Source organism: Pantoea sp. 22096, assembly GCF_052045955.1.
Taxonomy (GTDB): domain Bacteria; phylum Pseudomonadota; class Gammaproteobacteria; order Enterobacterales; family Enterobacteriaceae; genus Pantoea; species Pantoea alfalfae.
This window is the reverse complement of record NZ_JBQEPW010000001.1, coordinates 1,396,556-1,421,204: the sequence shown is the minus strand read 5'-3', so window position 1 is coordinate 1,421,204 and position 24,649 is coordinate 1,396,556. Positions and strand designations below refer to the sequence as shown.

At 52.2% G+C, this 24,649-nt stretch carries 25 protein-coding genes and 2 pseudogenes; 21 read left to right on the top strand and 6 right to left on the bottom strand.

All coding sequences use genetic code 11. The features are described from left to right. Window positions 1–8 precede the first annotated feature (8 nt). The 12 genes and pseudogenes from ACTJKZ_RS06595 (at window position 9) to ACTJKZ_RS06540 (ending at window position 12,906) form a co-directional block, all read left to right on the top strand. A complete protein-coding gene (locus tag ACTJKZ_RS06595) occupies window positions 9–1,073 on the top strand; it encodes a PAAR domain-containing protein (protein WP_260057974.1) in 1,065 nt (354 codons plus the stop codon). A gap of 21 nt (window positions 1,074–1,094) precedes the next feature. Next, window positions 1,095–1,541 (top strand): hypothetical protein, encoded by a 447-nt coding sequence (locus ACTJKZ_RS06590; RefSeq protein WP_260057975.1) that lies wholly within the window; start codon window positions 1,095–1,097, stop codon window positions 1,539–1,541. A 14-nt stretch (window positions 1,542–1,555) separates the two neighbouring features. Then, complete coding sequence (locus ACTJKZ_RS06585) at window positions 1,556–2,629, top strand: hypothetical protein (protein WP_150019296.1); 1,074 nt, start codon at window positions 1,556–1,558, stop codon at window positions 2,627–2,629. Between the two features lie 252 nt (window positions 2,630–2,881). Then, window positions 2,882–4,831 carry a type VI secretion system Vgr family protein gene (locus ACTJKZ_RS06580; RefSeq protein ID WP_440829388.1) on the top strand — a complete coding sequence of 650 codons (1,950 nt, stop codon included), beginning with the start codon at window positions 2,882–2,884 and terminating at the stop codon, window positions 4,829–4,831. Between the two features lie 2 nt (window positions 4,832–4,833). Beyond that, complete coding sequence (locus tag ACTJKZ_RS06575; RefSeq protein WP_161736993.1) at window positions 4,834–5,628, top strand: DcrB-related protein; 795 nt, start codon at window positions 4,834–4,836, stop codon at window positions 5,626–5,628. Between the two features lie 3 nt (window positions 5,629–5,631). Further along, a complete protein-coding gene (locus tag ACTJKZ_RS06570) occupies window positions 5,632–6,891 on the top strand; it encodes a PAAR domain-containing protein (protein WP_440829387.1) in 1,260 nt (419 codons plus the stop codon). Then, window positions 6,891–7,148, top strand: coding sequence for a hypothetical protein (locus ACTJKZ_RS06565; protein WP_440829386.1), 258 nt, complete (start codon window positions 6,891–6,893; stop codon window positions 7,146–7,148). The genes ACTJKZ_RS06570 and ACTJKZ_RS06565 overlap by 1 nt, the downstream gene beginning before the upstream one ends. 140 nt (window positions 7,149–7,288) lie before the next feature. Beyond that, a pseudogene (locus tag ACTJKZ_RS06560) lies at window positions 7,289–7,647 on the top strand (immunity protein Tsi6 family protein). A gap of 137 nt (window positions 7,648–7,784) precedes the next feature. After that, window positions 7,785–8,876 (top strand): ADP-ribosylarginine hydrolase Tri1, encoded by a 1,092-nt coding sequence (gene tri1, locus ACTJKZ_RS06555; protein WP_440829385.1) that lies wholly within the window; start codon window positions 7,785–7,787, stop codon window positions 8,874–8,876. A 358-nt stretch (window positions 8,877–9,234) separates the two neighbouring features. Further along, window positions 9,235–9,478, top strand: a pseudogene (locus ACTJKZ_RS06550) (DUF1611 domain-containing protein); the annotation flags it as partial. A gap of 485 nt (window positions 9,479–9,963) precedes the next feature. After that, window positions 9,964–11,676 carry a hypothetical protein gene (locus ACTJKZ_RS06545; protein ID WP_440829384.1) on the top strand — a complete coding sequence of 571 codons (1,713 nt, stop codon included), beginning with the start codon at window positions 9,964–9,966 and terminating at the stop codon, window positions 11,674–11,676. A gap of 177 nt (window positions 11,677–11,853) precedes the next feature. Further along, window positions 11,854–12,906, top strand: coding sequence for a transglycosylase SLT domain-containing protein (locus ACTJKZ_RS06540; protein WP_440829383.1), 1,053 nt, complete (start codon window positions 11,854–11,856; stop codon window positions 12,904–12,906). A gap of 55 nt (window positions 12,907–12,961) precedes the next feature. Here the strand turns inward: ACTJKZ_RS06540 and ACTJKZ_RS06535 are convergent, their stop codons facing one another. After that, complete coding sequence (locus ACTJKZ_RS06535) at window positions 12,962–14,020, bottom strand: hypothetical protein (RefSeq protein WP_285085839.1); 1,059 nt, start codon at window positions 14,018–14,020, stop codon at window positions 12,962–12,964. 14 nt (window positions 14,021–14,034) lie between these two features. Next, entirely contained in the window at window positions 14,035–14,706 is a 672-nt protein-coding gene (locus ACTJKZ_RS06530; protein WP_260057996.1) for a hypothetical protein, read from the bottom strand. 461 nt (window positions 14,707–15,167) lie between these two features. Here ACTJKZ_RS06530 and ACTJKZ_RS06525 point away from each other — a divergent pair, with 461 nt between their 5' ends. From ACTJKZ_RS06525 to hrpT, 9 genes are all read left to right on the top strand, one after another. Further along, window positions 15,168–16,160, top strand: a complete 993-nt coding sequence (locus ACTJKZ_RS06525; RefSeq protein ID WP_260057998.1) for a sigma 54-interacting transcriptional regulator — start codon at window positions 15,168–15,170, stop codon at window positions 16,158–16,160. Between the two features lie 141 nt (window positions 16,161–16,301). Next, window positions 16,302–16,541: a hypothetical protein gene (locus ACTJKZ_RS06520; protein WP_058956631.1), complete on the top strand. Its 240-nt coding sequence runs from the start codon at window positions 16,302–16,304 to the stop codon at window positions 16,539–16,541. A gap of 63 nt (window positions 16,542–16,604) precedes the next feature. Further along, window positions 16,605–16,973: an EscI/YscI/HrpB family type III secretion system inner rod protein gene (locus ACTJKZ_RS06515; protein ID WP_260058001.1), complete on the top strand. Its 369-nt coding sequence runs from the start codon at window positions 16,605–16,607 to the stop codon at window positions 16,971–16,973. Window positions 16,974–16,978: 5 nt separating this feature from the next. Beyond that, window positions 16,979–17,743 carry a type III secretion system inner membrane ring lipoprotein SctJ gene (gene sctJ, locus ACTJKZ_RS06510; RefSeq protein ID WP_440829382.1) on the top strand — a complete coding sequence of 255 codons (765 nt, stop codon included), beginning with the start codon at window positions 16,979–16,981 and terminating at the stop codon, window positions 17,741–17,743. A 6-nt stretch (window positions 17,744–17,749) separates the two neighbouring features. Next, entirely contained in the window at window positions 17,750–18,331 is a 582-nt protein-coding gene (locus ACTJKZ_RS06505; protein ID WP_440829517.1) for a serine kinase, read from the top strand. After that, a complete protein-coding gene (sctL, locus tag ACTJKZ_RS06500) occupies window positions 18,318–18,914 on the top strand; it encodes a type III secretion system stator protein SctL (RefSeq protein ID WP_440829381.1) in 597 nt (198 codons plus the stop codon). Before ACTJKZ_RS06505 ends, sctL begins: the two co-directional genes overlap by 14 nt. A gap of 75 nt (window positions 18,915–18,989) precedes the next feature. Then, a complete protein-coding gene (locus ACTJKZ_RS06495; protein ID WP_069026120.1) occupies window positions 18,990–19,217 on the top strand; it encodes an HrpF protein in 228 nt (75 codons plus the stop codon). A 30-nt stretch (window positions 19,218–19,247) separates the two neighbouring features. Continuing rightward, window positions 19,248–21,290: a type III secretion system outer membrane ring subunit SctC gene (gene sctC, locus ACTJKZ_RS06490; RefSeq protein WP_440829516.1), complete on the top strand. Its 2,043-nt coding sequence runs from the start codon at window positions 19,248–19,250 to the stop codon at window positions 21,288–21,290. A gap of 17 nt (window positions 21,291–21,307) precedes the next feature. After that, window positions 21,308–21,493 carry an HrpT family type III secretion system protein gene (hrpT, locus tag ACTJKZ_RS06485; protein WP_260058007.1) on the top strand — a complete coding sequence of 62 codons (186 nt, stop codon included), beginning with the start codon at window positions 21,308–21,310 and terminating at the stop codon, window positions 21,491–21,493. 332 nt (window positions 21,494–21,825) lie between these two features. On the opposite strand, the gene sctU is transcribed toward hrpT, so the two are convergent. Genes sctU through sctR form a run of 4 tightly spaced genes read right to left on the bottom strand, consistent with a single transcriptional unit; the run spans window position 21,826 to window position 24,644 of the window. Then, complete coding sequence (gene sctU / locus ACTJKZ_RS06480) at window positions 21,826–22,911, bottom strand: type III secretion system export apparatus subunit SctU (RefSeq protein ID WP_440829380.1); 1,086 nt, start codon at window positions 22,909–22,911, stop codon at window positions 21,826–21,828. Further along, entirely contained in the window at window positions 22,908–23,723 is an 816-nt protein-coding gene (gene sctT / locus ACTJKZ_RS06475) for a type III secretion system export apparatus subunit SctT (RefSeq protein ID WP_285085835.1), read from the bottom strand. The genes sctU and sctT overlap by 4 nt, the downstream gene beginning before the upstream one ends. Then, complete coding sequence (gene sctS, locus ACTJKZ_RS06470; protein ID WP_285085834.1) at window positions 23,723–23,983, bottom strand: type III secretion system export apparatus subunit SctS; 261 nt, start codon at window positions 23,981–23,983, stop codon at window positions 23,723–23,725. The genes sctT and sctS overlap by 1 nt, the downstream gene beginning before the upstream one ends. 7 nt (window positions 23,984–23,990) lie before the next feature. Continuing rightward, window positions 23,991–24,644, bottom strand: coding sequence for a type III secretion system export apparatus subunit SctR (gene sctR / locus ACTJKZ_RS06465; protein ID WP_260058014.1), 654 nt, complete (start codon window positions 24,642–24,644; stop codon window positions 23,991–23,993). Between the last annotated feature and the right edge of the window lie 5 nt (window positions 24,645–24,649).

Sequence of the window (24,649 nt, the reverse complement as noted above, 5' to 3'; positions counted from 1 at the left end):
AAATAATCATGGGGCAGCCTGCCGCCAGAGCGATCATTGATATCAGCGCACATACTGGTCCAATACAATCAGGAAGTCCGGATGTGATTATCGGAGGGTTTCCGGCAGCAAGAAAAGGCGACACGTTATCCTGTTCCGAGCATGGCAACGGCTTAATTGTCGGTGGTTCTGGCACCGTTTTCGTCAATGGTATACCAGTTGCACGCAAAGGAGATAAAACGCATTGTAATGACGGAGGTGAACTTCCGTCATCAGGCTCTAAACCTGCTGCGCCACATTACTGGGGCGGATCATTGGCAAAAAAGGCGGGTGAAGATGGGATGCTACATGATGAAATTTACGATGCCCGCGTACTTGGTGCTTATGCCAGTCTGGAAGATAAAAACCTCAATGGGGATTTTGATACGGCATCGGCTGGTTTTGCGTTATCCGACATTACTCTGGGCAACCTAAAAAGCCAGGATCTCTTACGCGGAGAGATGCGTACGAAAGTCGCCGTTGCCAATGCCACTGGTTCATTATATGGAGGTGGTAATGATATTTATGGCCTAAATACGAATGCGACCGCGACAGGCATACAGTATGGGGGCTCGGCTGCTGCAGGGAAAGAGGGCACTTTGTATGGAGGAGTATCTGGTGATGTCACTATTGGCACCGCAGAGGCAAAAGCCGTTGGTGAAATATATAGTGGTAACAAAGGTCGATATGGATTTACGCTTGAAGGTGGAGCCGAAGCAAAGGGAGTAAAAGGTGAAGTGTCAGGAAGTATTGATATCTTAGGCATAGTTTCTGGCGAGGCTAAAGCAGATGCTAGCTTAGGTTCTGTGGGGTTATCTGGTGGAGGAAGTTTGTTCTGGGAGACCACAGACTCCTCAGCGAATTTAAGGGTTGCAGGTGGAGTCGCAGCGCTGATTGGTCTTAAAGGTGATGCAAGTTTGAAAGTAGCCTTTAAGCCCGTTCTGGACTTCTTTGACTCTCTGTATGGTGATGATGAAGTTGTTCAAACACCTAAACAGCCAGGCGGCGAAGGGACAATCAAAACCGGTTGTGTTACTGTTTTGATCGGCGATTAAATCCTTGGAGATAACTACAAAATGAAATGGTCAGGTTTTATTTTTTTTATTATTATTGCTTTAATTTATATCTGGAATGGAAAGGATGTCTTTTCAAGAAAGGAGTGGGTGTCTTTTTTTAAAAAGTTTCTCGCCGTTCTGATTGGTGCTTTTATTTTGGTGGTTATTCTTGTGGGCTTATCTAAATATTTGCATTTGATCGATAGAGAAAGTGCAAGGGCGCTATCAGTTCTTATACCTGCTTCTGTCATGACGATATTGATTTCAAAATTATTTGTCATTTCTCTTTTTGCTCTATTCAGATTTATAATGCGATTCCATCATCGTTATAATACTTCTGAAAATTACTCGAAATTATCATTGATTGGTAATTCTTATGGAGCAAGGCTGAGCTTGTTTGTCAAAGTAATTGCTTCGTTTGGATGCGTTATTATGTTTTATGGAATCTGGTTTGGCAGCACGGTCTGAGTTAGAGAGGTTGTATGAATACTGAGAATAATTATGCCTTTCCCGTAGTATCAAACTATACCGACGAGGAGGCCAGGTCAAATTACTGGAAGTGCCAGTACACTTCCGCTGATAAGAAAATGCTTCACTATTGGGTGGTTCTGCCCAATCGCGTCAAGCCTGCGGAGTTGAAGTTGCAAAATATTGCTGAAGTTGGCCTGATTAATATCGGACGCTATTCGACGAATGATAATCTGCCTTATATGGAAGTCTGGGCCGCTTATGAACGTTGCCAGTGGGAAATGAACCCTTCAGATTGGTTGTTCAATAAGCTAGAGTTAATGGGCGAAAAAATAATAAATAAACGATTAATTGTTAATCCAGCCGGGAATGGAGTTTTTGCAGACGTACTCACTCTTAAAACCCACTCTTCAGGTGACGAAGTTGTTTCACGCTATACTGTTCAAAAGGATTATAATCCCGAGGAAAGTGGTGGGAATTATTTTCTGATAAAAGCCGCTTGTGCATCTCGAGATTATCCTCTACTGGCAAATGATATTTATTTTACTGTGGTTAACTGGGATTTAATGCATCGCAGTAATCTTGCCTTTGCTGAACTCCTTCAGACTGTGAGCCTAAGTGATAACAACAGTAGTGGTTTTAAAATTCCTGAGTCCTGGCAAGTAAAACCTCTCAGTGAAACGCGACTGGTAATTGAACATACGTTGAACGGGCTCAACTCTGGTGTGATTAATCTCTGCTTCTATTCACAAGAGATGTTATTTACAGAGCAGGATGTTTTTAGCGTGTCAATTAAGCGATTTCATGATCATCAGCCTGCCGTTAAGTTGACAACTGACACTCTTAAAACTATTCCGAACGAGTTTAATGCTTTCTTTGGAGAAACTCTCGCTACCTGTGCGGGAGAGATTGTAAGCACTGAGGAAAAGATAAGCGCCTTTTATCAGTGCTATGTTTTTAGTGTGGGGCAGTTATGGTGCTATGCAGAATTAGTTGGCAAGCATCGAAATCACAAAAGCTATTCTTATGAGGCTAATAAACGTTGCCTTGAGATTATCCTTTCCTCATTCCATCTTGAAAAGTTCTGATCCGTAAAATGAAACTCATGTTGAAACATGAGTTTCATTTTGACGTTTTAGATAAAAGTATAACCGAAATTATCATTAATACACTGTCTCTTAAGAGCGTACCTTATCTTTTTATATCAGGATAGCTTTGTTAAAACTATTCTATCCTTATAGCCATTACCTCCCATAAGAAGCTGTTTTAGTAAAAACCCTTAATCCCTCCACTTTTACTGGCACGCTTTTTCGTCAGTTGTACTCGTACGGAAAATCTCTATGTTCTCACGCATTACTGCACAGCTGCCGGCGGACGGCCTGCTGTTCCACACGCTCACGGGCACCGAGACGCTGTCCCGTCCGTTTGTGCTCACCGCTGAACTGCTGGCCACCGACGCGCGCATCGATCGTCACGCCCTGCTGGGTAAGCCGGTGACCTTTTCGCTGCCGACCGATGGCCTGATGAGCGCGCTCAGTCCGCGCTACCTCAACGGCAAAATCACCCGCGTGGCGGTGCGCAGCCAGGAGCTGAGCGGCACCCGCTACGCAGTCTACCAGCTGACGGTCGAGCCGGACCTGTGGCCGATGAAGCGGGACCGCAATCTGCGCATCTTCCAGAGCCAGACGGTGCCGCAGATTGTGCAGACGCTGCTGAAGGAGTACGCGGTCAACGTCGAGACACGCCTGGCGGGCAACTACCGGGTGTGGGAGTACTGCGTGCAGTATCAGGAGAGCAGCCTGGACTTTATCAGCCGCCTGATGGAGCTGGAGGGGATTTACTACTTCTTCCGCCATGAGGCGGACAAACATACGCTGGTGCTGTGCGACGCGCCGGACCAGCATCAGGCGTTTCCGGGCTATGAGACCATCGCCTATCACGTCACCCAGTCCGGCGGCGTGGTCACGGAAGAGGGCATCAGTCAGTGGTCGCTGGCGGAGAGCGTGACGCCGGGCATCTACAGCACCGACGACTACGACTTCCGCAAGCCGAACGCGTGGATGCTGCAGGCGCGGCAGAACCCGGCGTCGCCGGTGCCGGGCTCGGTGGACGTCTACGACTGGCCGGGTCACTTTGTCGACCACAGCCACGGCGAGTCATACGCGCGCATCCGTCAGGAGGTGTGGCAGGCCGAGCACCACAGCGTCAGCGGGTCGGGCACGGCCACCGGCATCGCGCCGGGCTTTACCTTCGCCATCATCAACGCGCCGCACTTCAGCGACAACGGCGAGTATCTGGTGACCTCGGCGACCTATGACTTCGCCGAGAACGCCTACGCCAGCGGCGACACCGGCGACAGCCGTCACAACATCCACTTCACGGTGCTGCCGTCGTCGGTGACGTACCGCACGCCGCCGGAAACGCCGTGGCCGAAAACGCACGGCCCGCAGACGGCGAAGGTGGTGGGACCCAAAGGCGAGTCGATCTGGACCGACCGCTACGGCCGGGTGAAGGTGAAGTTTCACTGGGACCGGCTGGCGAAGGGCGACGACACCAGCTCCTGCTGGGTGCGCGTCTCCAGCGCCTGGGCGGGACAAGGCTTCGGCGGGGTGCAGATCCCGCGTGTTAACGACGAAGTGGTGGTGGACTTCATCAACGGCGATCCGGACCGTCCGCTGATCATTGGCCGCGTGTATAACGAGGCGAGCATGCCGCCGTGGGCGCTGCCGGCAGCGGCGACGCAGATGGGGTTTTTGAGCCGGTCGAAAGATGGCACGGCGGACACCGCGAACGCGCTGAGGTTTGAGGATAAGGCGGGTGAGGAACACCTGTGGATTCAGGCGCAGAAGAACATGGATACGCATGTTAAAAATGATGAGTCACACAGTGTTCTGAACAATCGGACAGTTTCGGTAGGTGCCAATAACGAGACTCGGGTAGAGGGCGATCATACTCTCGGGACTCAGGGAAACAGCAAGACGCTGACAACCGGCAACCGTACTGAACAGGCTTTTGCTTCTTACACAATTGCAGCCGGAGATACTTTACGGATTGAGTGTGGCCTAAGCGCAATAGAGTTAACTAAAGAGGGCGCAATTAATTTCATTGGCAAAAATTTTAATCTTACCGTCGATAATAATGGTGAGATTAACACTAAGGGTGGGGAGTTACATTTAAATCCTGAAGGAGGAAGCGCTGCAACAATTGCACCGGGTAGCGGACATAAAGATAAAATAAAAAATGAAATTGAAAGCTACTTCTCATCATCAACAAAAGATAATAAAGGATAAAAATGGCCACCTATACTCTCCAGGAAGCGTCAATTGAATTGCCCGATATATTTAAAGACCGGACAATGAATCTTTTTACGATCAGTGAAAATAACGCGAGTGAGTTTACGTTCGTAGTTTCTCGCGCATCTGCTTTTCATGACGATACAGTGCAAAAAGTGGCCGCAAGAATTATCAATGAGATGAGTGTGACTGTTCCCGCTTTTGTAAGCATAACATCACAACTGATTGAGATAGATAATCTGCCTGCAGTTGAGCTTTTTTATCATTTTGAAAATGACGGCGCTGAGATCTGGCAAAAACAATCGATAGTTTTACTTGATGATGACGCCGGGGGGAAAAAGATTGTTTGCTATATTGGAACATGCCCAGGGCGATTTAATGATTATTATACTAAACAATATCATGAGATTATTGGCAGTATAAAATTTAATTCTTTCGATTCTGATCATGAGCCGGTGCCGATAGCAGCTGATGCATCGGGAATTTTCTTTTCTTTTGATAACGATACTAAAGTGCTTACCGCATATGAAACGGTGACATTACTTTATCAGAATGTTGATTTGAAAAGATCATTGAATGGCAGTTATTTGTTCTTTGATTCAGCGGGAAGCCCATTACATATCGCCGCCTTAAATAATGGGGACCCATTACGCTATGCACTATGGACATCACCAAATAGAAAGAACTCATCTTTAAAAGATATTCTTGGTATGGCAAAAGCATTTAAAGGACCCGCAGATCTCGCCAGCGAACAACAAATCCTTGCGTTTCTTCAGAGACATAAGGATGTATAAATTATGGCTGAATTCAATGCTGCCAGAGAGCAGGACGAAATAGCGCATACGGCTTCCAAAGGCTGGATGATCGCCGGTCTCATTGGCGGTGCAATATTAGGTGCAGCAGCCGTTGTCGTTACCGGTGGAGCGGCTCTGGTTGTGGTTTCAGCAGCAGCAGCCGGTGCCTGTGCGGCTGGAGGGGTGGGAGAAGTACTTGGAAGCATGTCTTGGGCTCCGCGGCATAACACGGGCAAACTGTTATCCGGATCGCCGAATGTTTTCACTAACAGCAGAGCAGCGATACGGGCACATTTATCCAAAGGCGACTGCGATGAGCACAGCGGCTCATCGCAACGGGTAGCTGAAGGTTCCGATAAGGTTTTTATTAATAACTTTCCTGCCGCCCGTATCGGAGACCGTTTGACCTGCAGTGCGGAGATATCTGGTGGTTCCGCAAATGTGTTTATTGGCGGAGGTAAACTTCAGACTGACGACATCAATCCCGAAATCCCCGGCTGGGTGAACTGGTTGATGATGGGGGTAGGGACTGCTGCCGTCGCGGTGCTGGCTTCTCCGGCTATTGCGCTGCTAGGGTTAGCAGGCGCGATGGGCGGCGGTTACGCCGGCAATTGGGTAGGTGGCAGACTGTTCGGGGAAGGCTCTGACGAACAAAAATGGTCTATGCTGGTGGGCAGTTTTGTCGGTGGGGCATTGGGTGGCAAAGGGGGCATGAAGTTTGATGCCTGGCGTGGTCGTAGTAATATTAATGCTAACAAACTTCCGTTAAATGATGAAGAAATCGCCGAAATACAAAGTATCGAAAAAACATTTAGGCCAGACCCCGAAACATATTTACCTAAGGATTATATTGATTCTCATGCAAAATCCTTTGAAAATGGCGCATCTAGAATAGTCACTAGAAAAAGTTTTGAAGATTATGGTATTGGTAAACCTGATCCAGGGAGGACGGAATTTGTTCTAACCAAGGAGCGCGCTGGACAAATGATTTCTGAATCAAAAGGAGATGTAGGAGTGATTGCAGATAAATTAGGCATTCCACAGGAACAATTGAAAAACGATAGTCTTGTTTTGATTGAATTTAAACCTACAGAGTTGTACTCTCCAAAAATGCCTACTGGTAATGAATGGGGAGCTAATAAGCAATGGATTCCGGGTGGCAAACTACCACAAGGTGATCTTGAGGCTGTAGTAAAAACCGAAGGAATGGTTAAAGGCAGAGATTATACCGTGACCGATTTATTAACAGGAGAAAAATTATAATGAGTAAAAATAAAATAGCAATGAATCCTTGGGATTTTACTCTGTATGAGTGTGACGATACCTCATATGTAATGAAGGTTATGTTTAGTGAAGGTGATTACAAAGTTGATGTCGAAAGGTTCTTCATTGTAACTCCATATATTGATATCCGTTCTATCGATATTGAAATGTTAAAAGATCTTTCAAAAAAAATAAGGGAATGCACAGGGCAGTACGTAATAAATGAAATCAGCAAGGAGGATTTTGAATTAATATAGTTTTAGGGTTTTCTATTTGGTGAGTAAAAAGGTCTGTCTTTGGCTTACTTTATACATTCCGTTTGTAATAAGGTTGGCCCAGTGATTTTTAATTCAAGATCTGCCTTTGCTCTCAAACAAGAAGAGTGCATATTGGGTTTATGATGAAGAAAGAAGAATATACTGCTTTAGACTACATCAATGATGCTATTGATATCACTAATCGAAGAGCCATGGAAAAGCTGGGGTTTACAGTTTTTCAGGTTGCTTTGGAACAACTTGTTTACTTAAAAAGGTATTAACGGGTGAAGAGAAAGATAAAAGTATCTTGCATAGCATGAATCTGGGGAGTTTGGCTTCCAAAGAGTTTGATACAACTGACCTAGTGCTTGCTAAACATCTTTCAAATGCAAATTATATTGCATCTCAAATAGGTGCTGGGCTAAAAGTTATCCTCCCTCATCAAACCGATCCGGAATATGAAAAGCGTAAAAAGAGATATTTAAAATCCCAAGGGTAAATGGATGCTGATGTATTGATTTGTAAAGCTAGCACAGGTAAATAAAATAAAATGACGTTATAAGATTTACTCCTGTTTTATTTGATTTTAATTGGTTTTTGAAATTGTTTTAGAGTGTGGATTTGTAAGGATTTTTTATGATTGATCTTAGGGCTGATGATGATGCGCTTTTCATTTATGCCAGACGTTACGCTCATTTAATACCCCAGGCGTCACGGCAGTTGATGAATAGAATGTCTTATGAACAAAAACCTTTACGCGCTAAACCTGAGGACGCTCTCAAGCCAGAATGGGCGAAATCTTTACCTCAGAAAATTACTGATGAACAGGCATTAGATAAATGTCAGGGTGCTTTAATGGGGTTGGCGGTTGGAGACGCTATAGGCACAACGCTAGAATTTATGCCAAGGGATAAAGCTCGCGTTGATGACATGGTTGGCGGGGGACCTTTCTCTCTTAAACCCGGTGAGTGGACTGATGACACCTCGATGGCGCTGTGTCTCGCTGAAACTTATATTGAAAGCAATAAATATGATATTACATTGTTCCGACAAAAGCTACTCAACTGGTATAAGAATGGGACAAATAGTTCTAATGGCGTATGCTTTGATATAGGTAATACAACGCGCTATGCACTTGAGCAGTTTGTCCTTCATGGACCAACCTGGATGGGGAATACTTCTCCTGAAACTGCAGGGAATGCAGCATTAATTCGCCATGCACCTACTGCTATTTTCAGAAGGAAATCGTTTATTGACGGTTGGCGAGATGCGATGCTACAGAGTGAGGCTACACATTGTGCCGCAGAGTCTATAGATAGCTGCCGCTTTTTTAATGTCATGCTTCATTACATCTTAAATGGTTACAGTAAGAGTGAGAGCTTTGCTCCTCATCTTATGGGATCAACATTACGTGTATTAATCATCAATGCCGGTGAATATAAAGAAAAGCATCGTGATCAAATCCGTTCCTCTGGTTATGTCATCGACACCCTTGAGGCAGCATTATGGGCCGTCTGGCATACAGACAATTTTAAAGATGCCATTTTGCTGGCGGCAAATCTTGCTGATGATGCTGATAGTGTAGCGGCGACGGCAGGTCAGCTAGCGGGCGCATTGTATGGACTGTCAGGCATTCCTCAGGAATGGGTTAATAAAATAGTCGATAAAGACAGAATTCTTTCGATGTCAGAAGAGCTGTTTCACCTTGCACCGGAAGAAACGGATTAATTCTGACATCCTGTATTTCAGGTAGCGGATTTTTTGTTGCCCTGATATAACCCGGCAGGGTCGCTGGCATTCGTCATAAATGTTCTCATCAGCGGCCCGGCGTTAGTTACTCCGTAAACCTTTTTCTCCCCTTGTCCATATCCATCCCTCCAGCCCGAACACGATCTTTTTCCTATGACCCACTCCTTCTTTTACTCCATCCCCTGTCCAATCCCCCTGAAAAACTCACCAATCATCACTATTACCTCTGGCTATAACCTGCCGTTATACCCTCCTGCTAAACAAGCATTCGTCACCTTTCAGAACGCATGAAATAGTGGTTTCAGAACCTGATCTTTTGGCTGAAACGAGAGACAACATGCTAATCCCACAACCCTATTTACTCTTTCCTGGCGATGTTACCGATCCCCTTGCGGCAAAAACGGCGCGCGGTATTCATATCTGGCGGCCGGAGCAGTGCGTTGGCGAAATTAAATTGCCGGGCTGTACGGTCAGTCTGGGTCGGGATGAACTGGACATTCCCGGTGCCATAGCGCGCGGAGCGAAAACGCTGGTCCCTGGCACTGCCAATGCCGGGGGCTATCTGCCACAACACTGCCTGAATATGCGTTGCGCTTCACCGCTACCCATCCGGCTAATTTATGATCTGCATCACAAAATTCTAAGAATTTCGTCCTGATTTGAAACCAGGTTCGCTCGCGCATCACTCAACCCTGACGCTGCGGGGTGAGTTGCTCATTTCGCAAATTATCAACTGACCGATTACTGATAACCGGCATAACCTGGCGGAGTGAGAATTATGGATGGAATTAGACGCCCACCTTCCCCTGTACATAACGAAACGATTGAACTGCCTACGCGCGGTGGGCCATCAACTAACGCAGTCACTGCTACAACCCCTGCTGAGAGGGCTCGTTCAGCGGAGATTAGTCGTATTACCACGACTCTGCATAACGCGTGTAAAGGCGGACCGGACGTGCGTGAATATCTGCAGGGAATCGCTGTCGAGCTGCACGATGAATTGCACCAGACGGACGATCAGGTAAAAGATGTCCTCAAATTGGCTAGCAGCTGTGACACGATGATCATGGCCAAGGCAAAGGGGGCGATTGGAATGACCTATGCCCTTTCCGGTGTACCTGGCGATCTGGTGGGTAAGGGGATAGCGAGCGCGATGAAGCTGGAGCCGGGTACTCCCATGCACAACTTTGTCGCTGGCGTAGCGGGAGGGATGACCGCAGTGGCTTTTAAAGCGGTGCTCACGCGGGTTATCGGTAGCAGTATCCAGGATTCGAGATGGATGCAGGCAGATGGGGATGCGCTGAATCCTCTTATGAAAAAAGAGGCAGAAAAACGCGAGACTTTTGGACATAAATTAAAAATGACGGCGCTGGGCGGGACGGGCTTTAACGTCCGCAACCCGGTGACGGGGGGAATTTCCGGTGCAACCCAGCTATTACCCGAAAATAAACCGCGGCCAGAGCCGATGGGGATTATACAGGGTGCGCTCAAGCCGGGTTATGCCATCAACCAGATTGCAGGTTTTGGCCTGACTTCCGCTGCCGGTGCATTGAGTGGAGTCGTTGAAAACTACTACGACAACCTGCACGGCGCGGAGTTTTTATTTGGCCGTAACGACTGGAAGGATCGTTATAAGGCGCTGTCCAACGGGCACACGAATAGTAGCGAGGGGAGCCACTTCGATGCAGTGTGGGAACACGCCAAATCGCCAAAACGTTGGGTTGAAGGTGTTACAACGCTGAGTGCATTAAGTGCGGTAGCCTCTGAGACGATGGAAGCGCTCGGTTTGGGTTTCGGAGCGGGCGCGGCACGTGTGACCAAAGGGGGTGCAGAGAAGCTTTTCACCTCCGGCAAGACGAGTGCGGCAGAGACCGCTTTAGATCTGGCGAACAAATCCAGCTTCCGCGTTTCGCGCGAAAGTGTTGGCAATGCGGCTGCCCTGCTGCCAAACGCCTATTCTTACCTGCAACAGGGGGTGTTCGGTCTTCTTTATCAGGAGGCTGAGCGAGCAGTGGCAAACAAGCTGCACCCGAAGGCCGCCGACACGACAGAGGAGGGAGCCCCGGTAAGTTCCGGGGCAAGAACACCAGACGGCACGCCAGCACCGAGTGTGGGTACCGGGGCGAGAACACCAGACGGCACGCCAGCGCCGAGTGTGGGTACTGAGGCGAGAACACCAGACGGCACGCCAGCGCCGAGTGTGGGTACTGAGGCGAGAACACCGGATGGCACGCCAGCGCCGAGTGTGGGTACTGAGGCGAGAACACCGGACGGCACGCCAGCACCGAGTGTGGGTACTGAGGCAAGAACACCTGAAGGCACGCCTGCGCCGAGTGTGGGTACTGAGGCGAGAACACCGGACGGCACGCCAGCACCGAGTGTGGGTACCCGGACCAGAGTACCGTCAGAAGAAGGCGAATCGGACAGCGGCAGCGTGCATTCGCAGAACTCCGGCCCATTACGTAATACCCCGCCGGAGCGTTCATCAGAGATGCGCACCGCGGGTGATACTCATGCATGGTGGCACGCCTTCCCGGAGCTGGCGAATATCAAAAGCCCACAGCCTGAGAAGTTAACCCAGGCTGACTATGAAGCCATCATCGCAGTCCTTGAAGCTGAAGCGGAGAAGATGAGCGAGCGCATTGCGGAGATGATACCGTTGCCAGACTCTTTACCGACATCGGCAGCAGCATCAGAGGCACCCGGATCATCTGCATCTTCAGAAGCCGGAGGACCAGCAGGATCGCCAGAGCCTGAAGAGACGAAAAAAGCGTCCTGATGCCACACCGTAAAAGCCGCAGCGATGCGGCTTTTTTACGCCTGAATTTGCGCTGTCTCACGCGCCGTCCGGAACTCCCGCTTCGCGCTTTCCACTCAATCCTACCCCGGTCATAGCGGGAAAGAGGTGTCAGTCTGACTGGCGCTAATGATGACGCTTTGTTGAGAGGAGAGAAGGATGAATATCTCGTCAGGGTCGGTTTTCGGGCCGATACAGCCGCAAATGCCTGATTTTAGTGCGCTCGATGAAAAAAATATAGCCGCGTTTGGCCCGTCAGATGCTGGCGGCAGCAGCCAGGCGATTAACTTTGGCAATGATGCCATGAGCGGCACGGATTTCAGTCGCCTCACCGCCACGCCCGACAGTGGGAGCAGCAGGGATCCGATGCAGATGCAGGGGCTGATGCAGCAACTCGGGCCGCAAATAGAGGCACTACTGCAAATGCTATTAATGCTGCAACAGCTTTTCTCTGGTCAGCAGCAAAATAACAGCGCAGGAGCAGGAGCAGGAGCCGGGAGTGGCGGCGATGCCAATATGCCGGGCACCTCAGCAGAAGGGGGGACTTCGCTCAACGCACCGTTTAACGCCGCTCTGCAACCGCCAGTTAACCCGACCGATGCCGCGTCTGCGCAGCAACCGCTTCCGGCCATTACAGCGCCACAGCCGGGTACGGCTTCTGATGCAGCACTGAACACGCCTGCCTGGCAGACGCCAGCATCCGGCGGCGTCCCGCTGATAAAAGGCGAGTCGGGGTTACATTTACCTGCTCCGTTACTGGATCATGAGCAGGCTATCATGCGTGCCGCCAGAGAGACTCACCAGGCGCCTGAAGTGCTGGCAGGGCAAATCTGGCAAGAGTCACGCGGAAAAACAGAGGCGACTACCGTTAACGGCGGTAATGGTCTTTCCGACAGCGGCCTGATGCAGGTTAATTCCAACACCTTCGCCGATCTGCAAAGCAGATACCCGCATCTGCTGGGGCCTGATGCCAGCCCGTCTGCCCCTGAAGACAGCATCATGGCTGGCGCGCTCTATCTTAAAGAGCAGCGGGAAACTTTTGGGGGCGATCTCGGTGCCGGGCTGCGAGCCTATAACTCAGGACCGGGGAATGTGAATGTCAACGATCTGACGGATATCTCGAAAACCGGAACCGGCGATCCGACCTATGTCGGGAAAGTTCTCAACTTTGCCGACATTATCGCCAGTGGCAAAGGCACGTTACCTGCATAAGGGGCAAAAAAAGTCCCTGTACCGGGTACAGGGACAGACATAAGCCACGTCAACATCAGGCAAACGGCGGCGGTTCGTTCTTGCCTTTCCCTCCGCTATTTTCCACCGCAATCTGCACGGTATCGGTCGCTGCGGTGATGCCCCAGCCAATCGGCCCACGCGCCACGCTCATTCCACCCTCGGCCAGTCCTTTCAGGCCACCGGTAAAGACTTCACCCAGGTTGCGGGCCTCGCCAATATTGTTAAAGAAAGGCGCAGCAACAGATTTGAGAATCGGGATGTTCGACAATATTTTGCCGAATTCACCCATGCCCCACTGGAAGTTGTCTTTATTGGTGCCATCCATACGAACGTGCGAATCATTTGTCTCCGGCAGCTGTTTATTCTCCGGCAGCATCTTCAGACCCTGCTCAGCGATATCCTTCAGCACACCCGCCTCGGTACCGTGGCGTGCGTCACCATCTTTGGTGATGCCCTCTATTTTATCGTTAGCTGAGATCTCCTTCCGTTCGCTGCCATCGCGCGCATTCAGGCCTTTTATGCTGTTTAACACGCAGGCCATGTTATACGCCGCATCCGCACGACTCTTCGGATCTTTATTGGCATCCGTCCAGTCGCCGAAACGCTCTTTTAGCTCCGCCTGCTTGATATCTTTCTGGTTGCCGAGGTTTTTCAGCACCGGGTTTTCATCAATGATCTGTTCGGCGCTGCGGTTATCACCCGGTGGGCGACCCTTCAGATTCTCCTCCGTCGGCCTGACGCTGATATCCTTCTCACTGGTTCGCACGCCATCGCCCGGTGCCTGAGGAGTATCTTCACCGGCTGTTTCGCTGGCAAATAACGCCGTGGGCATCGTCTCTTCATCAGCGGCTGATGGATCGACCAGCGCCCCCAATCCAGCCTGCGTTAAGAGTTGATCAAGCTGCTGGAGCGGATCGGTCAGGCCCGCCAGCGGCGTTCCGCTCCCACCGGCGTAGCTGATGGGGAAATCGCTGCCCGGCCCTGAGAACGCAGAGCCGGGCAGGGGAGTGGATAATGGCAGGTTACCCGGCAGTGGCCTGCCGGGTGAAAAAGCGGGGGTAATTCCCCCCCCGCCAGGTATTGGCATAACCATACAGGCCCCCTGCGTTAGCTTTGCGGATTTTTCTGGGAAGATTGGCCCTCACCGCCGCCCAACAGCCCCTGCAACAATGAAGAAAGCCCTAACAGTGACAGCAGGTTTTGCATCATTCCGCCCTGTTGCCCGCCATTGTCAGTCGCTCCCTGAGCCGGTGCCTGCGGTGCATTTCCGCCAGATTCTCCGCTGTCTGACCCTTTACCTTTATCGATCCCCATCATCTGCTGGAGCAGTTGCTGAAGCATCTGCATCAGCTGCTCAAGCGGATTGCCGTTGTGATTCGTGCCCTGTGAAGGCGCAGGCGTATCTGGTTGCTCCGGCTGCTGCGCCTTATTACCGCCACCCAACAGCTGTTGCAGACCTGTCAGCATCATAATCTGCTGCAGTAAGCCACCGCCCGACGGGATGTCGGGCGAGTTTGCACCGTGTGACTGGCCGTTTTTCTGACCTCCGCCTGAACCGGTCAGCGAAGCCAGCGTGCTCAGGCCGTCAAAGGCGTTACTGGCAAAATTGAGCGGGCCTGTTTTCGCATTACTGAGAAAAGGTAATGACGATTTTCCGGGCTGATCGGGTAAGTCTGGTTTACCTGACGGACTGCCCCCCGTTTTGCCTGGCATATTTGCCGGAGGCATATCGATTTTATTCGCGTTTGCAGCTCCACCACCAAATCCTGGAATCTTCATAAATTTATTCCTCAGAGTTAATAAGTCAGCGATTGATTAGGCAGCAGCAGCGGTAACATTTTGCAATCCTGATTACTGACGATTGCATAATTTTACCGTTCAGGCTGATGCTACCTCGCACTGTGAGTGGCAGTTGTCCCGGGATAGTTCCAGTAAAAATGTTCCCTTTGTGATGCAGATTCAGATTTGTAAAAATTCAGCAGCATTGCCATCAATAAATTATGTGGTTGTTTTAAAAGATTTTTATTCGGTTCATGTAGGGTGATCCTTACCGACTGAGCGTCTATCCCTACAAGATAATAATCCTGGACTGATAGCGGGGGTGACCTGATTGGGTGAGAGTGAGGCCGCGGTAAATTTGTAATTCTTTGCATCAGGCTCTGCTTCCAGAACATCCACAAGTGCTGAACGAGCAGCGTGTCACATGTAAGTCGCGCTTATGTGAAGCTAATGGAGAATGTATGGTTCGTCTTTACAGGACACAGTCAGACCAGGTGACTGTCGATGAGGAGAGTGCGGATAACGTCTTACGGCAGGTTGATTCCCGCCCACATATAGCGGCGGATTACCCGGAGCCCGTAACCGATATCCATACTCATCTGTATAAGATTTTAAATACGATTGCACCGTTAAACATAGATGTCTTAATCGAGGGAGAAACGGGTACCGGGAAAGATGCACTGGCCCAGCGGCTGTATCAACTTTCCGGCTGTCGCGGCCCGATGGTGCCGGTCAACTGTGCGGCTATCCCGGAAACACTTGCCGAAAGTGAGCTGTTTGGGGTCATGGCCGGGGCGTTCACCGGCGCAAGCAGTTCCCGCGCCGGGTATATTGAGAGCGCTAACCACGGGGTGCTGTTTCTGGATGAAATAGACAGTATGCCGCTCACGATGCAGGCTAAACTGCTGCGTGTACTGGAAAACCGCGCGGTAGAGCGGCTGGGCAGCACCAAAAGTATTGGACTGGATCTGCGGGTGGTCGTCGCCTCGCAAATTCCACTGGCGCAGCTGGTGGCTCAGGGGCGTTTTCGTCGGGATCTCTTCTTTCGCCTCGACACAATTAAAATTGCCACGCCAACCGTTCGATCACGACCGGAGCTGATTTTGCCCATGTTTCGCCAGTTTACGCAGGAGGCGGCGCTGCGTCTGAATCAGCCCCTGCCGCCAGGATCGCTCGCGCTTGATGAAACCCTGCTGCTGCATAGCTGGCCGGGAAATATCCGCGAGCTGAAAGCGGCGGCAGAACGCTTTGTGCTGGGCTTACCGCCGCTGTGCTGTGAGATAAAGCAGGAAGGGCGCGTGTTATTAAAAGACAGAATGCGGCGCATTGAGCGCAGCCTGATCCACGACTGCCTGAACCGGCACGACAATCGTATTGATGATGTTATTCTTGAGTTAGGGATCCCCAGGCGCACCCTTTATCATCGCCTGAAGCTGTTAAAACTTACCGCCTGACAGATCGCCCCCCTCGCTTGCCGTGGGCCAGAGGGCTTAATCTGCATAAATATTTACTCTGCGATGGAACCGGATAGCTTCATTTATTACTTAATGAAGGCAACACCCAAACACAATCTATCATCAACGCGAGGAATGACTATGTCAGGTGCTAGCTTACTTTCCAACGGGATCACCAACGCAGCTTCTGCTTACACTCAGGTTGCCGGTGCTTACAGCGGTGCGAAATATATGGTCCGTTCGCAACAGGCGATGGACAAGATGCAGGAAAACCAGGCCGATAAAATGGATCGCGATGTAGAATTCCAGCGCATTAACGGCATCGCCGAAAGTAATGCGCAGGCCGCGTCTGCCGCAGCCCAGGTCAAAATTCAGTACTAATCGACTCCGGCAGGGAGGTGTTTTTCATGTCTCCCTGCTCTCTCATCCCTCAGGAGTTTGCTGATGAAAGTTTCTCAATCTTCCTTGCTCACTTCAGAGCCGGTTCCGTCAGTCGAAATGTATCAGGAAGCACCGTCGGCGGAAGATATTCAATGGTTTAATGCAAAGCTTAATGGCCCTGCGCCTGACAGCAGCCAGATGAGCGCTTCAGAGCCGGGCGTGGTCGGCAATATTCTGCAATCGCTGAGCGGCAGCCAGCGTGCGCAAAAAGAAGCCTTTAGCGATCTCCGAGTTGCTTCACGGTCATCCAGTGCGGAAGATTTCTCCCGCGCCAATGCGCAGCTCTCTGATTACTATATCGAAAGCCTGATGAACGCCAAAGTGATCGCCAAAACCGTTCAGTCAGTCGATAAACTCAGTAACCTCCAGTGAATCTTATGAATGGCGCCGTCATTAAATGCTTCTGTGCCCTGTGCCTGGCGTTGCTGCTTACCGGCTGCGGTGATCAGACCCAGTTGCACAGCGGGCTGTCAGAAAACGATGCCAACGATGTGGTGGCAGAGCTGAGCCGCTTTAAGATTGAGGCGGAGAAACAGGTTTCTAAAGAGGGGATAAGCGTCAGCGTCGCACGCAGTGATATTGAGCGGGCGGTGAATATCCTCAACGCCGCCGGACTGCCCCATCAGGCACGGACCAGCCTCGGCGCGGTTTTTCAGAAAAGTGGGGTTATCTCCAGTCCGCTGGAGGAGCGCGCCCGCTATATCTATGCGCTGTCACAGGAGGTAGAGGCAACACTGTCACAAATCGATGGCGTCGTGGTGGCGCGTGTGCATGTCGTATTGCCGGAACGTATTGCCCCCGGCGAGCCGGTACAGCCCGCTTCCGCCTCTGTATTTATCAAATATCATGAAAACCTCGACCCGGACAGTATCGAACCGCGCATTCGCCGGCTGGTGGCGACCAGCATTCCAGGGCTGGGCGGGCGCGATGATCGCGACCTGGCGATTGTCTTTGTCCCGGCGAAAGCCTGGCAGGATAAAATTGAAATGGTGCAGCTGGGGCCGTTTCAGCTTAGCCCGGAACGATACAGGATGATTAAGATAGTTACAACATGCTTAGGGGCGTTGCTGCTGTTACTGGTGGCAAATTCATTCATTCGTCAGGCACTGAGTCGTAAGCGCCAGGCTGCGCAGGCGAAGTGATTGATTATGCTCAACGCTGCACCTGATGAGGACATTGCCCTGCGCTGGTTGCGCTGGTGGCACGCTGACTTCTGGTTACAGGCTGATGAAAGCTGGCGCATCCAGCCACTGGCACGGTTATCTGCGCCTTTACAGAGGCACTATCTGCGCCAGCATGCCGCGTGCTGGCAACGCACGCTGGGTGTACCAGGCCAACTGGTCGCGCCGGAGCCGATGGTGCTGGCCATCAGCGACTTAAGCGGCGAGCAACGCGCGCAACTGTTGATTGTCGTCGCGGAGATTTGCGCCGGAGCCATGCCGCTGCCCGCAGAGTTAAAGATCTGGTTGCGGCGTCTGGCGAAAGGAATTCGCACTGAGTGCTGGCTGCCCGCCGGGCTGTTCACGACTGGCGACAGCGCCGACAGCCTCTGTCTGCTGCAGGCGTTATTTCCGGCTATCTGGCCGCGCCTGCGGCTACTCTTCCCGGCAAGCGACGCGCCGGTAAACCCGGCGCTTTCACTGCCTGGCCATCGTCTGCGTCCTTTATGGGAAACGGCGCTCTGGCAGGTGCAACACCCTTCGCGAGAGACGCACGATGTGGAAACTTAAAAGCCTGCCTCTGCAGGGCGGCAGCGCGCCACCGGATAATGTGCTGCGCCGCGAAGAAATTGCGCTCAGGCTTGAAGCGGCTTCCATCATCGAGCTGGCCCATAAACAGGCGCAAACGATCCGCGAGCAGGCACGCGCCGAGGCACAAGCCGAAAGGGCGGTCAGCCAGCGCGAATGGGAAGCCCGGTTCTGGCAGCAGGCTCAGACGCTCTTTGCTGACTGGCACGAACAGCGTGCAGCCGAAGAGACGCAACTGGTGTTGCTTGCCGGAAAGGTTCTGAATGAGGCACTGCAACACCTGCTCGATGAGGTGGATGATGAGCGCCGTTTTCACGCGTTGCTCAGACAGTTGTTACGTCACTATCCGCGTCAGCAGCAGGCGACGCTCTATTGCGCCAGCGGGCAGGAGCAGGAGATTAACGGCTGGCTGGTCGTGCAGCCTCAGCTGAGCTGGACGCTGTGCGCCGACCCGGCGCTTGATCCAGATTGCTTGCGTCTTATTACCGACGCGGGTGAGCTGATGATTAGCTGGCGGACACTGAGCCAGCAACTCGCGCCAGCACTGGCAGAAGAGAGTACATAAAAAAAGCAAAATCAGTGGAACTGCTTCGCTTGTCGCGCCACTTAACAGGGGTGCCCAACAAGAGGAGTCAACATCATGAGTTCCAGCGATCTGTTACAGCGTCAGTTATCTTCCAACTCAAACCGCAAACATCATGAAGCCTATCAGTTTGCCCGCGATGTTTCGGGCGAATCGTTCAGCATTGCGGATATGTATGCTTTCCAGAATCGCCTGCAGGATATGTCCAACGCCAGCTGGGCGAGTTCGCAATACACCCAGTTTAAGTTTGGCATCCGTAAAGCGATCATCGACGCTGTTAACTAAGCCCCTGTCATCAAGGAGTCAGGCGTGTTTATGTTTTCTTTTCCGGGCCGCCTGCTGGCGGCCATTACCCTGCTGCTACTGAGTATGGGCATCACAAACGCTCGTGTGCCGGATGAGTGGAAGCAGGGTGCCTATGCCTATTCGGCAGATAATACCCCGCTCAACATTATTCTTGACGATTTTGCCAGCAGCTTTGGGGTTGAGGTCAATCTTGGCACGCTGGGCGACAGCAATGTCACCGGTAAACTACGGGCAGACAGCCCGGAAGCCTTCCTTAATCGCCTGGCGCTTGAGTATCGCTTTCAGTGGTTTGTCTACAACAACACTCTCTACATCAGCCCCCAGGCAGCGCAGACTTCACAGCGTATCGAGATTTCACCGGAAGCCGCGCCGGATCTGAAAGAGGCGCTGCGCGGTGTCGGCCTGCTGGAACCCCGCTTCGGCTGGGGCGAACTGCCGGATGAAGGCGTGGTACTGGTGACCGGTCCGCCGGAGTATGTGCGCCAGATAACGGAATTTGCCCGTAAATCGGAAAGCAAACCTGAAGCCGGGGCCAGTAAAGATATGATGGCATTCCCGCTGCGCTACGCAGCCGTGGCGGATCGCACCATTCGCTATCGCGATCAGGAGCTGCTGGTGCCGGGCGTGGCCACCATACTGAATGAACTGCTGGGTCAGTCCGGCAACGCCTCTTCCGGCAAACTGTCATCAGGCCAGGGCGAGGATGAGCAGGTATCACGCGAACAGTCGCAAAGTGTTTTAAACGAGCTGATTAATCGCAATATGCCGGTCTCCGGGCGTAAAAAGGCACCTGTCAGCAGCCTGGCGGGTAAAGTTTCAGCGGATGTGCGCAACAACCTGCTGCTGGTGCGAGACGATCCGAAAACCCGGAGCGCGTATCAGGCATTAATTAACGCCATTGATGTTCCGCAAAAGCTGATCGAGATCGATGCGGTGATTGTCGATATCGATCGCAGCGCACTGAAGCGCTTCTCCAGCAACCTGGCCGGTCAGTTTGGCAGTGTCGCCAGCGGCGCCAGTATGCTCTCCGGCGCCAGCACACTGTTTGTGACCGATTTCCAGCGATTTTTTGCCAGTATCGAGGCGATGGAGGGGGAAGGGACGGCATCCATTATTGCTAACCCCACTATCCTCACGCTGGAGAATCAGCCCGCGGTGATTGATTTCAGCGATACTGCCTTTATTCGCGCTATTGGCGAGAGGGTGGCGGATATCCAGTCTGTTACCGCAGGGACCAGCCTGCGGGTGACGCCACGCGCTATCAGCACTTCACAAAAATCGGCTATCCAGCTCATTGTTGATGTGGAAGATGGCAAGCTCGATAAAGATGAAGAGGGCGACGCGCAGGGAACCCATAACGCAGCGGTCAGCACTCAGGCGCTGGTGGAAGCGCGACGCTCGCTGGTATTGGGCGGGTTCCATTCCAAAGAGACGGGCGACCGCGAGCGACGCATCCCGATCCTCGGCAGTATTCCGCTGATCGGAAAACTCTTTACCTCAACGCGCTATGAAACCTCCCAGCGTGAGCGGCTGTTTATTATTACGCCGCATTTAATTGGCGACCAGGTCGATCCCACCCGGTATATCGCTGCCGGGTCGCGCGAGCAGCTGAATAGCGCGATGGATGAGGTGACTAACCGTCATAAATACACCGACGTCAAAGGGATGGTGGAAGGTGCGATGCGGGACCTGGCGCTGAACCGCGTGCCAGCGGGAATGACCAGCGGTGGCACGGGGCAGACGCTTTCCTCCCTGTGCCGCATTCCGGGCGCTTTCGGGAGCGATTTCCGCCGCCATCAGTGGTATGGCAACAGCAACGTACAGATAACGGTTGGGGTGATCACCAACAGCACCGGTCAGATGCAGCGTTTTGATGAGAGCCTGTGCCGCAGCGACCGCACGCTGGCGGTAGCGGTCTGGCCGCGTGGAGAACTGCGCCCGGGTGAATCAGCGGAGGTCTTTGTCGCCTTTGATAGCCATGCCCCGTCACGTCCGTCACGCGCTTCGCTGCTCTCTGCAGCAGGCGGCGCACCGGCTAAAAACCTCTACTGATCTGATAAGGAAAAAGCATGTTAGTGAGAATAATCGTGCTGACCGCCGCCGCGCTGATGCTGAGTGCCTGCGCGAAGCCGCAGAGTGGGTGTAATGACGTGGGCTGCCGCCCCTCTTCAGACCTGCATAACCTGACCATCTGGTGGCAACCCCAGCTGCGTAATGGCCCGAACGACTTCACGCGGATAACGGTAGATAACTGACCGCGTTCCGGCAGTCTCAGACCCCGGCTGATCGCTGGGGTCAAATTTAGGCGAGGATCGAACATCACCATTTCCCTCCTGTTTCTGTGAAGCCTGCGTACGGCGCACTCTGTGTCGCATGCCAGTGCTGGTACCACTATTCCATTACGTCCGTTTTCCCGCCGCCTGCAGCAGACCGCAGGCGGCGCTGTTATCAGTAACCGCTCGCCCGTTTAACCCCGGCGACTTTTAGCGCTTCTATACTGGCTTTTATTCGGCAGGCAGGTGAGATGCGACTGTTACTGTCGGAGCGTGTTGCTGCCTGATAAGAGAATGCGGCGTTAAACTCAGCACTATTCTTCCCGAATCTCAATCACCTCCTCCAGATAGTGATCCTCCAGCTCCCGCAGAAGACGATAGACCTGTGCGACGGCATTTAACGTTTCGCGTGGAATATAAGCCCCTTCGCGCGTAGTGCGCCAGAGAGTGCGGGTCAGCCAGATAAAGCGGATCACCGGTCTCTTTTTACGCTGCGCCTCTTCAATTAATGCCCGCGCCTCTTCATCGCAAGCCTTAAACAGCAGTCGCGGCAGCGGCGTTTCATCCGGGCGGTAATAGAGACCGACGGCAAAATGGGTGGGGTTGATCAGCAACACATCCGCCTCTTCCACGTTAATCTCACGGGCAGGTACCGACTCTTCATTCAGGATCTCCTGCGCCACCTGACGGCGGTGGCCTTTCATATGCGGATCGCCTTCGCTCTGCTTGAACTCGTTTTTGATATCTTCATGACTCATACGCTGCTGTTTAAGGAAGAAGTAGCGCTGAATACCAAAATCGAACAGGCTGATTATCAGCATCACCATCAGCACCCGACGTGACACCTTCATAAACAGCGCCATGACCCCCTGCCAGAAACCGTTGAGATCGCCAAGCGCCAGCTGAGCAAGGCCACCGAGGTCCGGCATGATCGCCTGCCATACCACCAGACCTATCACCACTGCTTTAAAGATGCTGGTCAAAAGCTGGGTAAACTGGCGGGCGGAAAACATATTCTTCAGGTGATTAAACGGGTTAAGCGTATCCAGTTTCAGTGCCAGCGCTTCGGTGGAGAAGAGGGGGCCGAACTGCACCCAGCCGCCCACCACCCGCAGCAGCATGGCAATGGCGCACGGGATGCCCACCAGCACCAGCATGACGGTGACACTATCACTGATCACTTCCTCCATGGCGTGATCGAATGGGTCGCGCAGACGCGTTAACGGCAGCAGCATCATCGCCTGTAACCGCTGCATCCCGGTGTGCACAAGAGCAAACAGGATCTCAAGGATACCGATTGAAATAAGCAGCTTAGGGATATCCTGGCTCTGGCTGACCTGGCCTTTTTTGCGCGACTCTCTGAGTTTTTGCGGTGTGGCGTCTTCGGTTTTTTCGCTCATGGCGCGCTCCCGGCTGAGGGGGCAAATATCTGCGACAGGACAGGGATAAGATCCCGGAGTTCATACAACCGCGCGTTTCCCAGATGGTCCAGCAGCGGCAGATAGAGGATAAAAAACAACATGCCGAGCAGGCATTTCAGCGGAATTGTCAGGGCGGTCGCCTGGAGCTGTGGGCTATAGAGACTCATCACACCGATGGCAAAATCGAGCAGCAGCATCAGCGCCACCGGCGGCCCGGCGTAAAGCACCATATCGCTGAAGATTTTCCCCAAAAGCGTAAGCCAGACGTGAAAACCCGCCTCTGTGGGGAAAGGTATCCACTGGGTGGCGGACCACAGATGATAGCTGTCCCAGATAACCTGGGTGATGGTCGATAGTCCCAGCCCTGTGACCAGCAGCAATATCAGCACCTGCTGCATTAACTTACCCAGCGGCGTCACATCTGGCCCCAGCTGGGGGTTAATTTGCCCACCCATTAAGGCACCACGCTGGTTATCGAATAACGCACCGACAGACTCATACAGCCAGAAAGGCAGCGCCAGCAACAATCCGAGCAGGGTGCCTATCATCAGCTCTTTGAGTACCAGCCCGGCCAGCAGCAGCATCGTCGGCTCAAGCGCATCGATTTGTTCTTTGATACCCGGGGTGATAAAAAGCGCCAGCGCCACAGCAATGGCGGTTCGCAGCAGCCCTTTTATAACGCTAAAAGAAAAGATCGGTGTCAGTAACAGGCAGGGAAAGATGCGCGCCATGCCAAGTCCCAGCGCGAGGATGGCATGAAACGTATCGGTGAGAGGGTAACCTGTCAGCATCAGGAACTGACCGTTGACATCATCGCAAACGCAGCCTGCGCCAGCTCCATCAGCTCAATACCGACCCAGCGCCCGGTAAGCGCCAGCGTCAGGCCGACCGCGATAAGTTTGATGCAGAACGGCAGGGTCTGATCCTGTAACTGCATCGCGGCCTGCACCAGTGAAATAATTACCCCGGCGATCACGGCCACCAGCAGCGGCGGCGCAGAGAGAATCACCACCAGCAGTAACCCCTGGCGAAACAGCGTCAGAATATCCATGATGACCTCATAAATAGCTGTAGAACAGACCGTCTAACAACCGCGTCCAGCCGCTGATGAGCACAAAAAGCAGGATCTTCAGTGGCAGCGAAACGGTCATCGGCGACACCATCTGCATCCCGAGCGCCAGCAGGATATTCGAGACGATCAGGTCAACGACAATAAAAGGAATAAAGATCAGAAAGCCGATTTTGAAACCATTCTGCAGTTCCGACAGAACGAAGGCCGGGATAATGAGCAGCATATTGTCGGGGGTGACCGAAGCCGCCATTTTCTTTGGCCACATACGCTGAGCATTTTCCTGCAGATGGATGACGATGTCCGGATCGGTGTTTTTATGCATAAACATTTTCAGCGGTTCGATACCGTTCGTGGCGGTATAGTCGAGCCGCTCCATACTGCTGAAATCGACAGGGATCGCTTTCAGCCGCTCGGTCATATCGCTGAATACCGGCGCCATAATAAAAAGCGTTGCCGCCAGCGCAATGCCGTTGAGCGCCATCGTCGGCGGCACCTGCTGCACGCCCATCGCGTTGCGCGTCAATTGCAGCACCATTGTAATTTTCAAAAAGCTGGTACAGATAATGAGCATCATCGGCAGCAGTGCCAGCGCGCCGAGAAACAGCGCCAGCATAATCGGGTTGAGTGGCCCCATCTCCATCGGAA

What these genes read in the sequence shown, in the direction of transcription:
- sctT (WP_285085835.1), bottom strand. Translation starts at nt 23,723, where the DNA reads ATGCTGACAGGTTACCCTCTCACCGATACGTTTCATGCCATCCTCGCG.
- ACTJKZ_RS06590 (WP_260057975.1), top strand. Translation starts at nt 1,095, where the DNA reads ATGAAATGGTCAGGTTTTATTTTTTTTATTATTATTGCTTTAATTTAT.
- ACTJKZ_RS06535 (WP_285085839.1), bottom strand. Translation starts at nt 14,020, where the DNA reads ATGGTTATGCCAATACCTGGCGGGGGGGGAATTACCCCCGCTTTTTCA.
- ACTJKZ_RS06570 (WP_440829387.1), top strand. Translation starts at nt 5,632, where the DNA reads ATGGCTGAATTCAATGCTGCCAGAGAGCAGGACGAAATAGCGCATACG.
- ACTJKZ_RS06565 (WP_440829386.1), top strand. Translation starts at nt 6,891, where the DNA reads ATGAGTAAAAATAAAATAGCAATGAATCCTTGGGATTTTACTCTGTAT.
- hrpT (WP_260058007.1), top strand. Translation starts at nt 21,308, where the DNA reads ATGTTAGTGAGAATAATCGTGCTGACCGCCGCCGCGCTGATGCTGAGT.
- ACTJKZ_RS06575 (WP_161736993.1), top strand. Translation starts at nt 4,834, where the DNA reads ATGGCCACCTATACTCTCCAGGAAGCGTCAATTGAATTGCCCGATATA.
- ACTJKZ_RS06505 (WP_440829517.1), top strand. Translation starts at nt 17,750, where the DNA reads ATGCTCAACGCTGCACCTGATGAGGACATTGCCCTGCGCTGGTTGCGC.
- sctR (WP_260058014.1), bottom strand. Translation starts at nt 24,644, where the DNA reads ATGGAGATGGGGCCACTCAACCCGATTATGCTGGCGCTGTTTCTCGGC.
- ACTJKZ_RS06530 (WP_260057996.1), bottom strand. Translation starts at nt 14,706, where the DNA reads ATGAAGATTCCAGGATTTGGTGGTGGAGCTGCAAACGCGAATAAAATC.
- tri1 (WP_440829385.1), top strand. Translation starts at nt 7,785, where the DNA reads ATGATTGATCTTAGGGCTGATGATGATGCGCTTTTCATTTATGCCAGA.
- sctC (WP_440829516.1), top strand. Translation starts at nt 19,248, where the DNA reads ATGTTTTCTTTTCCGGGCCGCCTGCTGGCGGCCATTACCCTGCTGCTA.
- ACTJKZ_RS06580 (WP_440829388.1), top strand. Translation starts at nt 2,882, where the DNA reads ATGTTCTCACGCATTACTGCACAGCTGCCGGCGGACGGCCTGCTGTTC.
- ACTJKZ_RS06495 (WP_069026120.1), top strand. Translation starts at nt 18,990, where the DNA reads ATGAGTTCCAGCGATCTGTTACAGCGTCAGTTATCTTCCAACTCAAAC.
- ACTJKZ_RS06520 (WP_058956631.1), top strand. Translation starts at nt 16,302, where the DNA reads ATGTCAGGTGCTAGCTTACTTTCCAACGGGATCACCAACGCAGCTTCT.
- ACTJKZ_RS06540 (WP_440829383.1), top strand. Translation starts at nt 11,854, where the DNA reads ATGAATATCTCGTCAGGGTCGGTTTTCGGGCCGATACAGCCGCAAATG.
- sctU (WP_440829380.1), bottom strand. Translation starts at nt 22,911, where the DNA reads ATGAGCGAAAAAACCGAAGACGCCACACCGCAAAAACTCAGAGAGTCG.
- ACTJKZ_RS06545 (WP_440829384.1), top strand. Translation starts at nt 9,964, where the DNA reads ATGGCCAAGGCAAAGGGGGCGATTGGAATGACCTATGCCCTTTCCGGT.
- sctS (WP_285085834.1), bottom strand. Translation starts at nt 23,983, where the DNA reads ATGGATATTCTGACGCTGTTTCGCCAGGGGTTACTGCTGGTGGTGATT.
- sctL (WP_440829381.1), top strand. Translation starts at nt 18,318, where the DNA reads ATGTGGAAACTTAAAAGCCTGCCTCTGCAGGGCGGCAGCGCGCCACCG.
- ACTJKZ_RS06515 (WP_260058001.1), top strand. Translation starts at nt 16,605, where the DNA reads ATGAAAGTTTCTCAATCTTCCTTGCTCACTTCAGAGCCGGTTCCGTCA.
- ACTJKZ_RS06525 (WP_260057998.1), top strand. Translation starts at nt 15,168, where the DNA reads ATGGTTCGTCTTTACAGGACACAGTCAGACCAGGTGACTGTCGATGAG.
- ACTJKZ_RS06585 (WP_150019296.1), top strand. Translation starts at nt 1,556, where the DNA reads ATGAATACTGAGAATAATTATGCCTTTCCCGTAGTATCAAACTATACC.
- ACTJKZ_RS06595 (WP_260057974.1), top strand. Translation starts at nt 9, where the DNA reads ATGGGGCAGCCTGCCGCCAGAGCGATCATTGATATCAGCGCACATACT.
- sctJ (WP_440829382.1), top strand. Translation starts at nt 16,979, where the DNA reads ATGAATGGCGCCGTCATTAAATGCTTCTGTGCCCTGTGCCTGGCGTTG.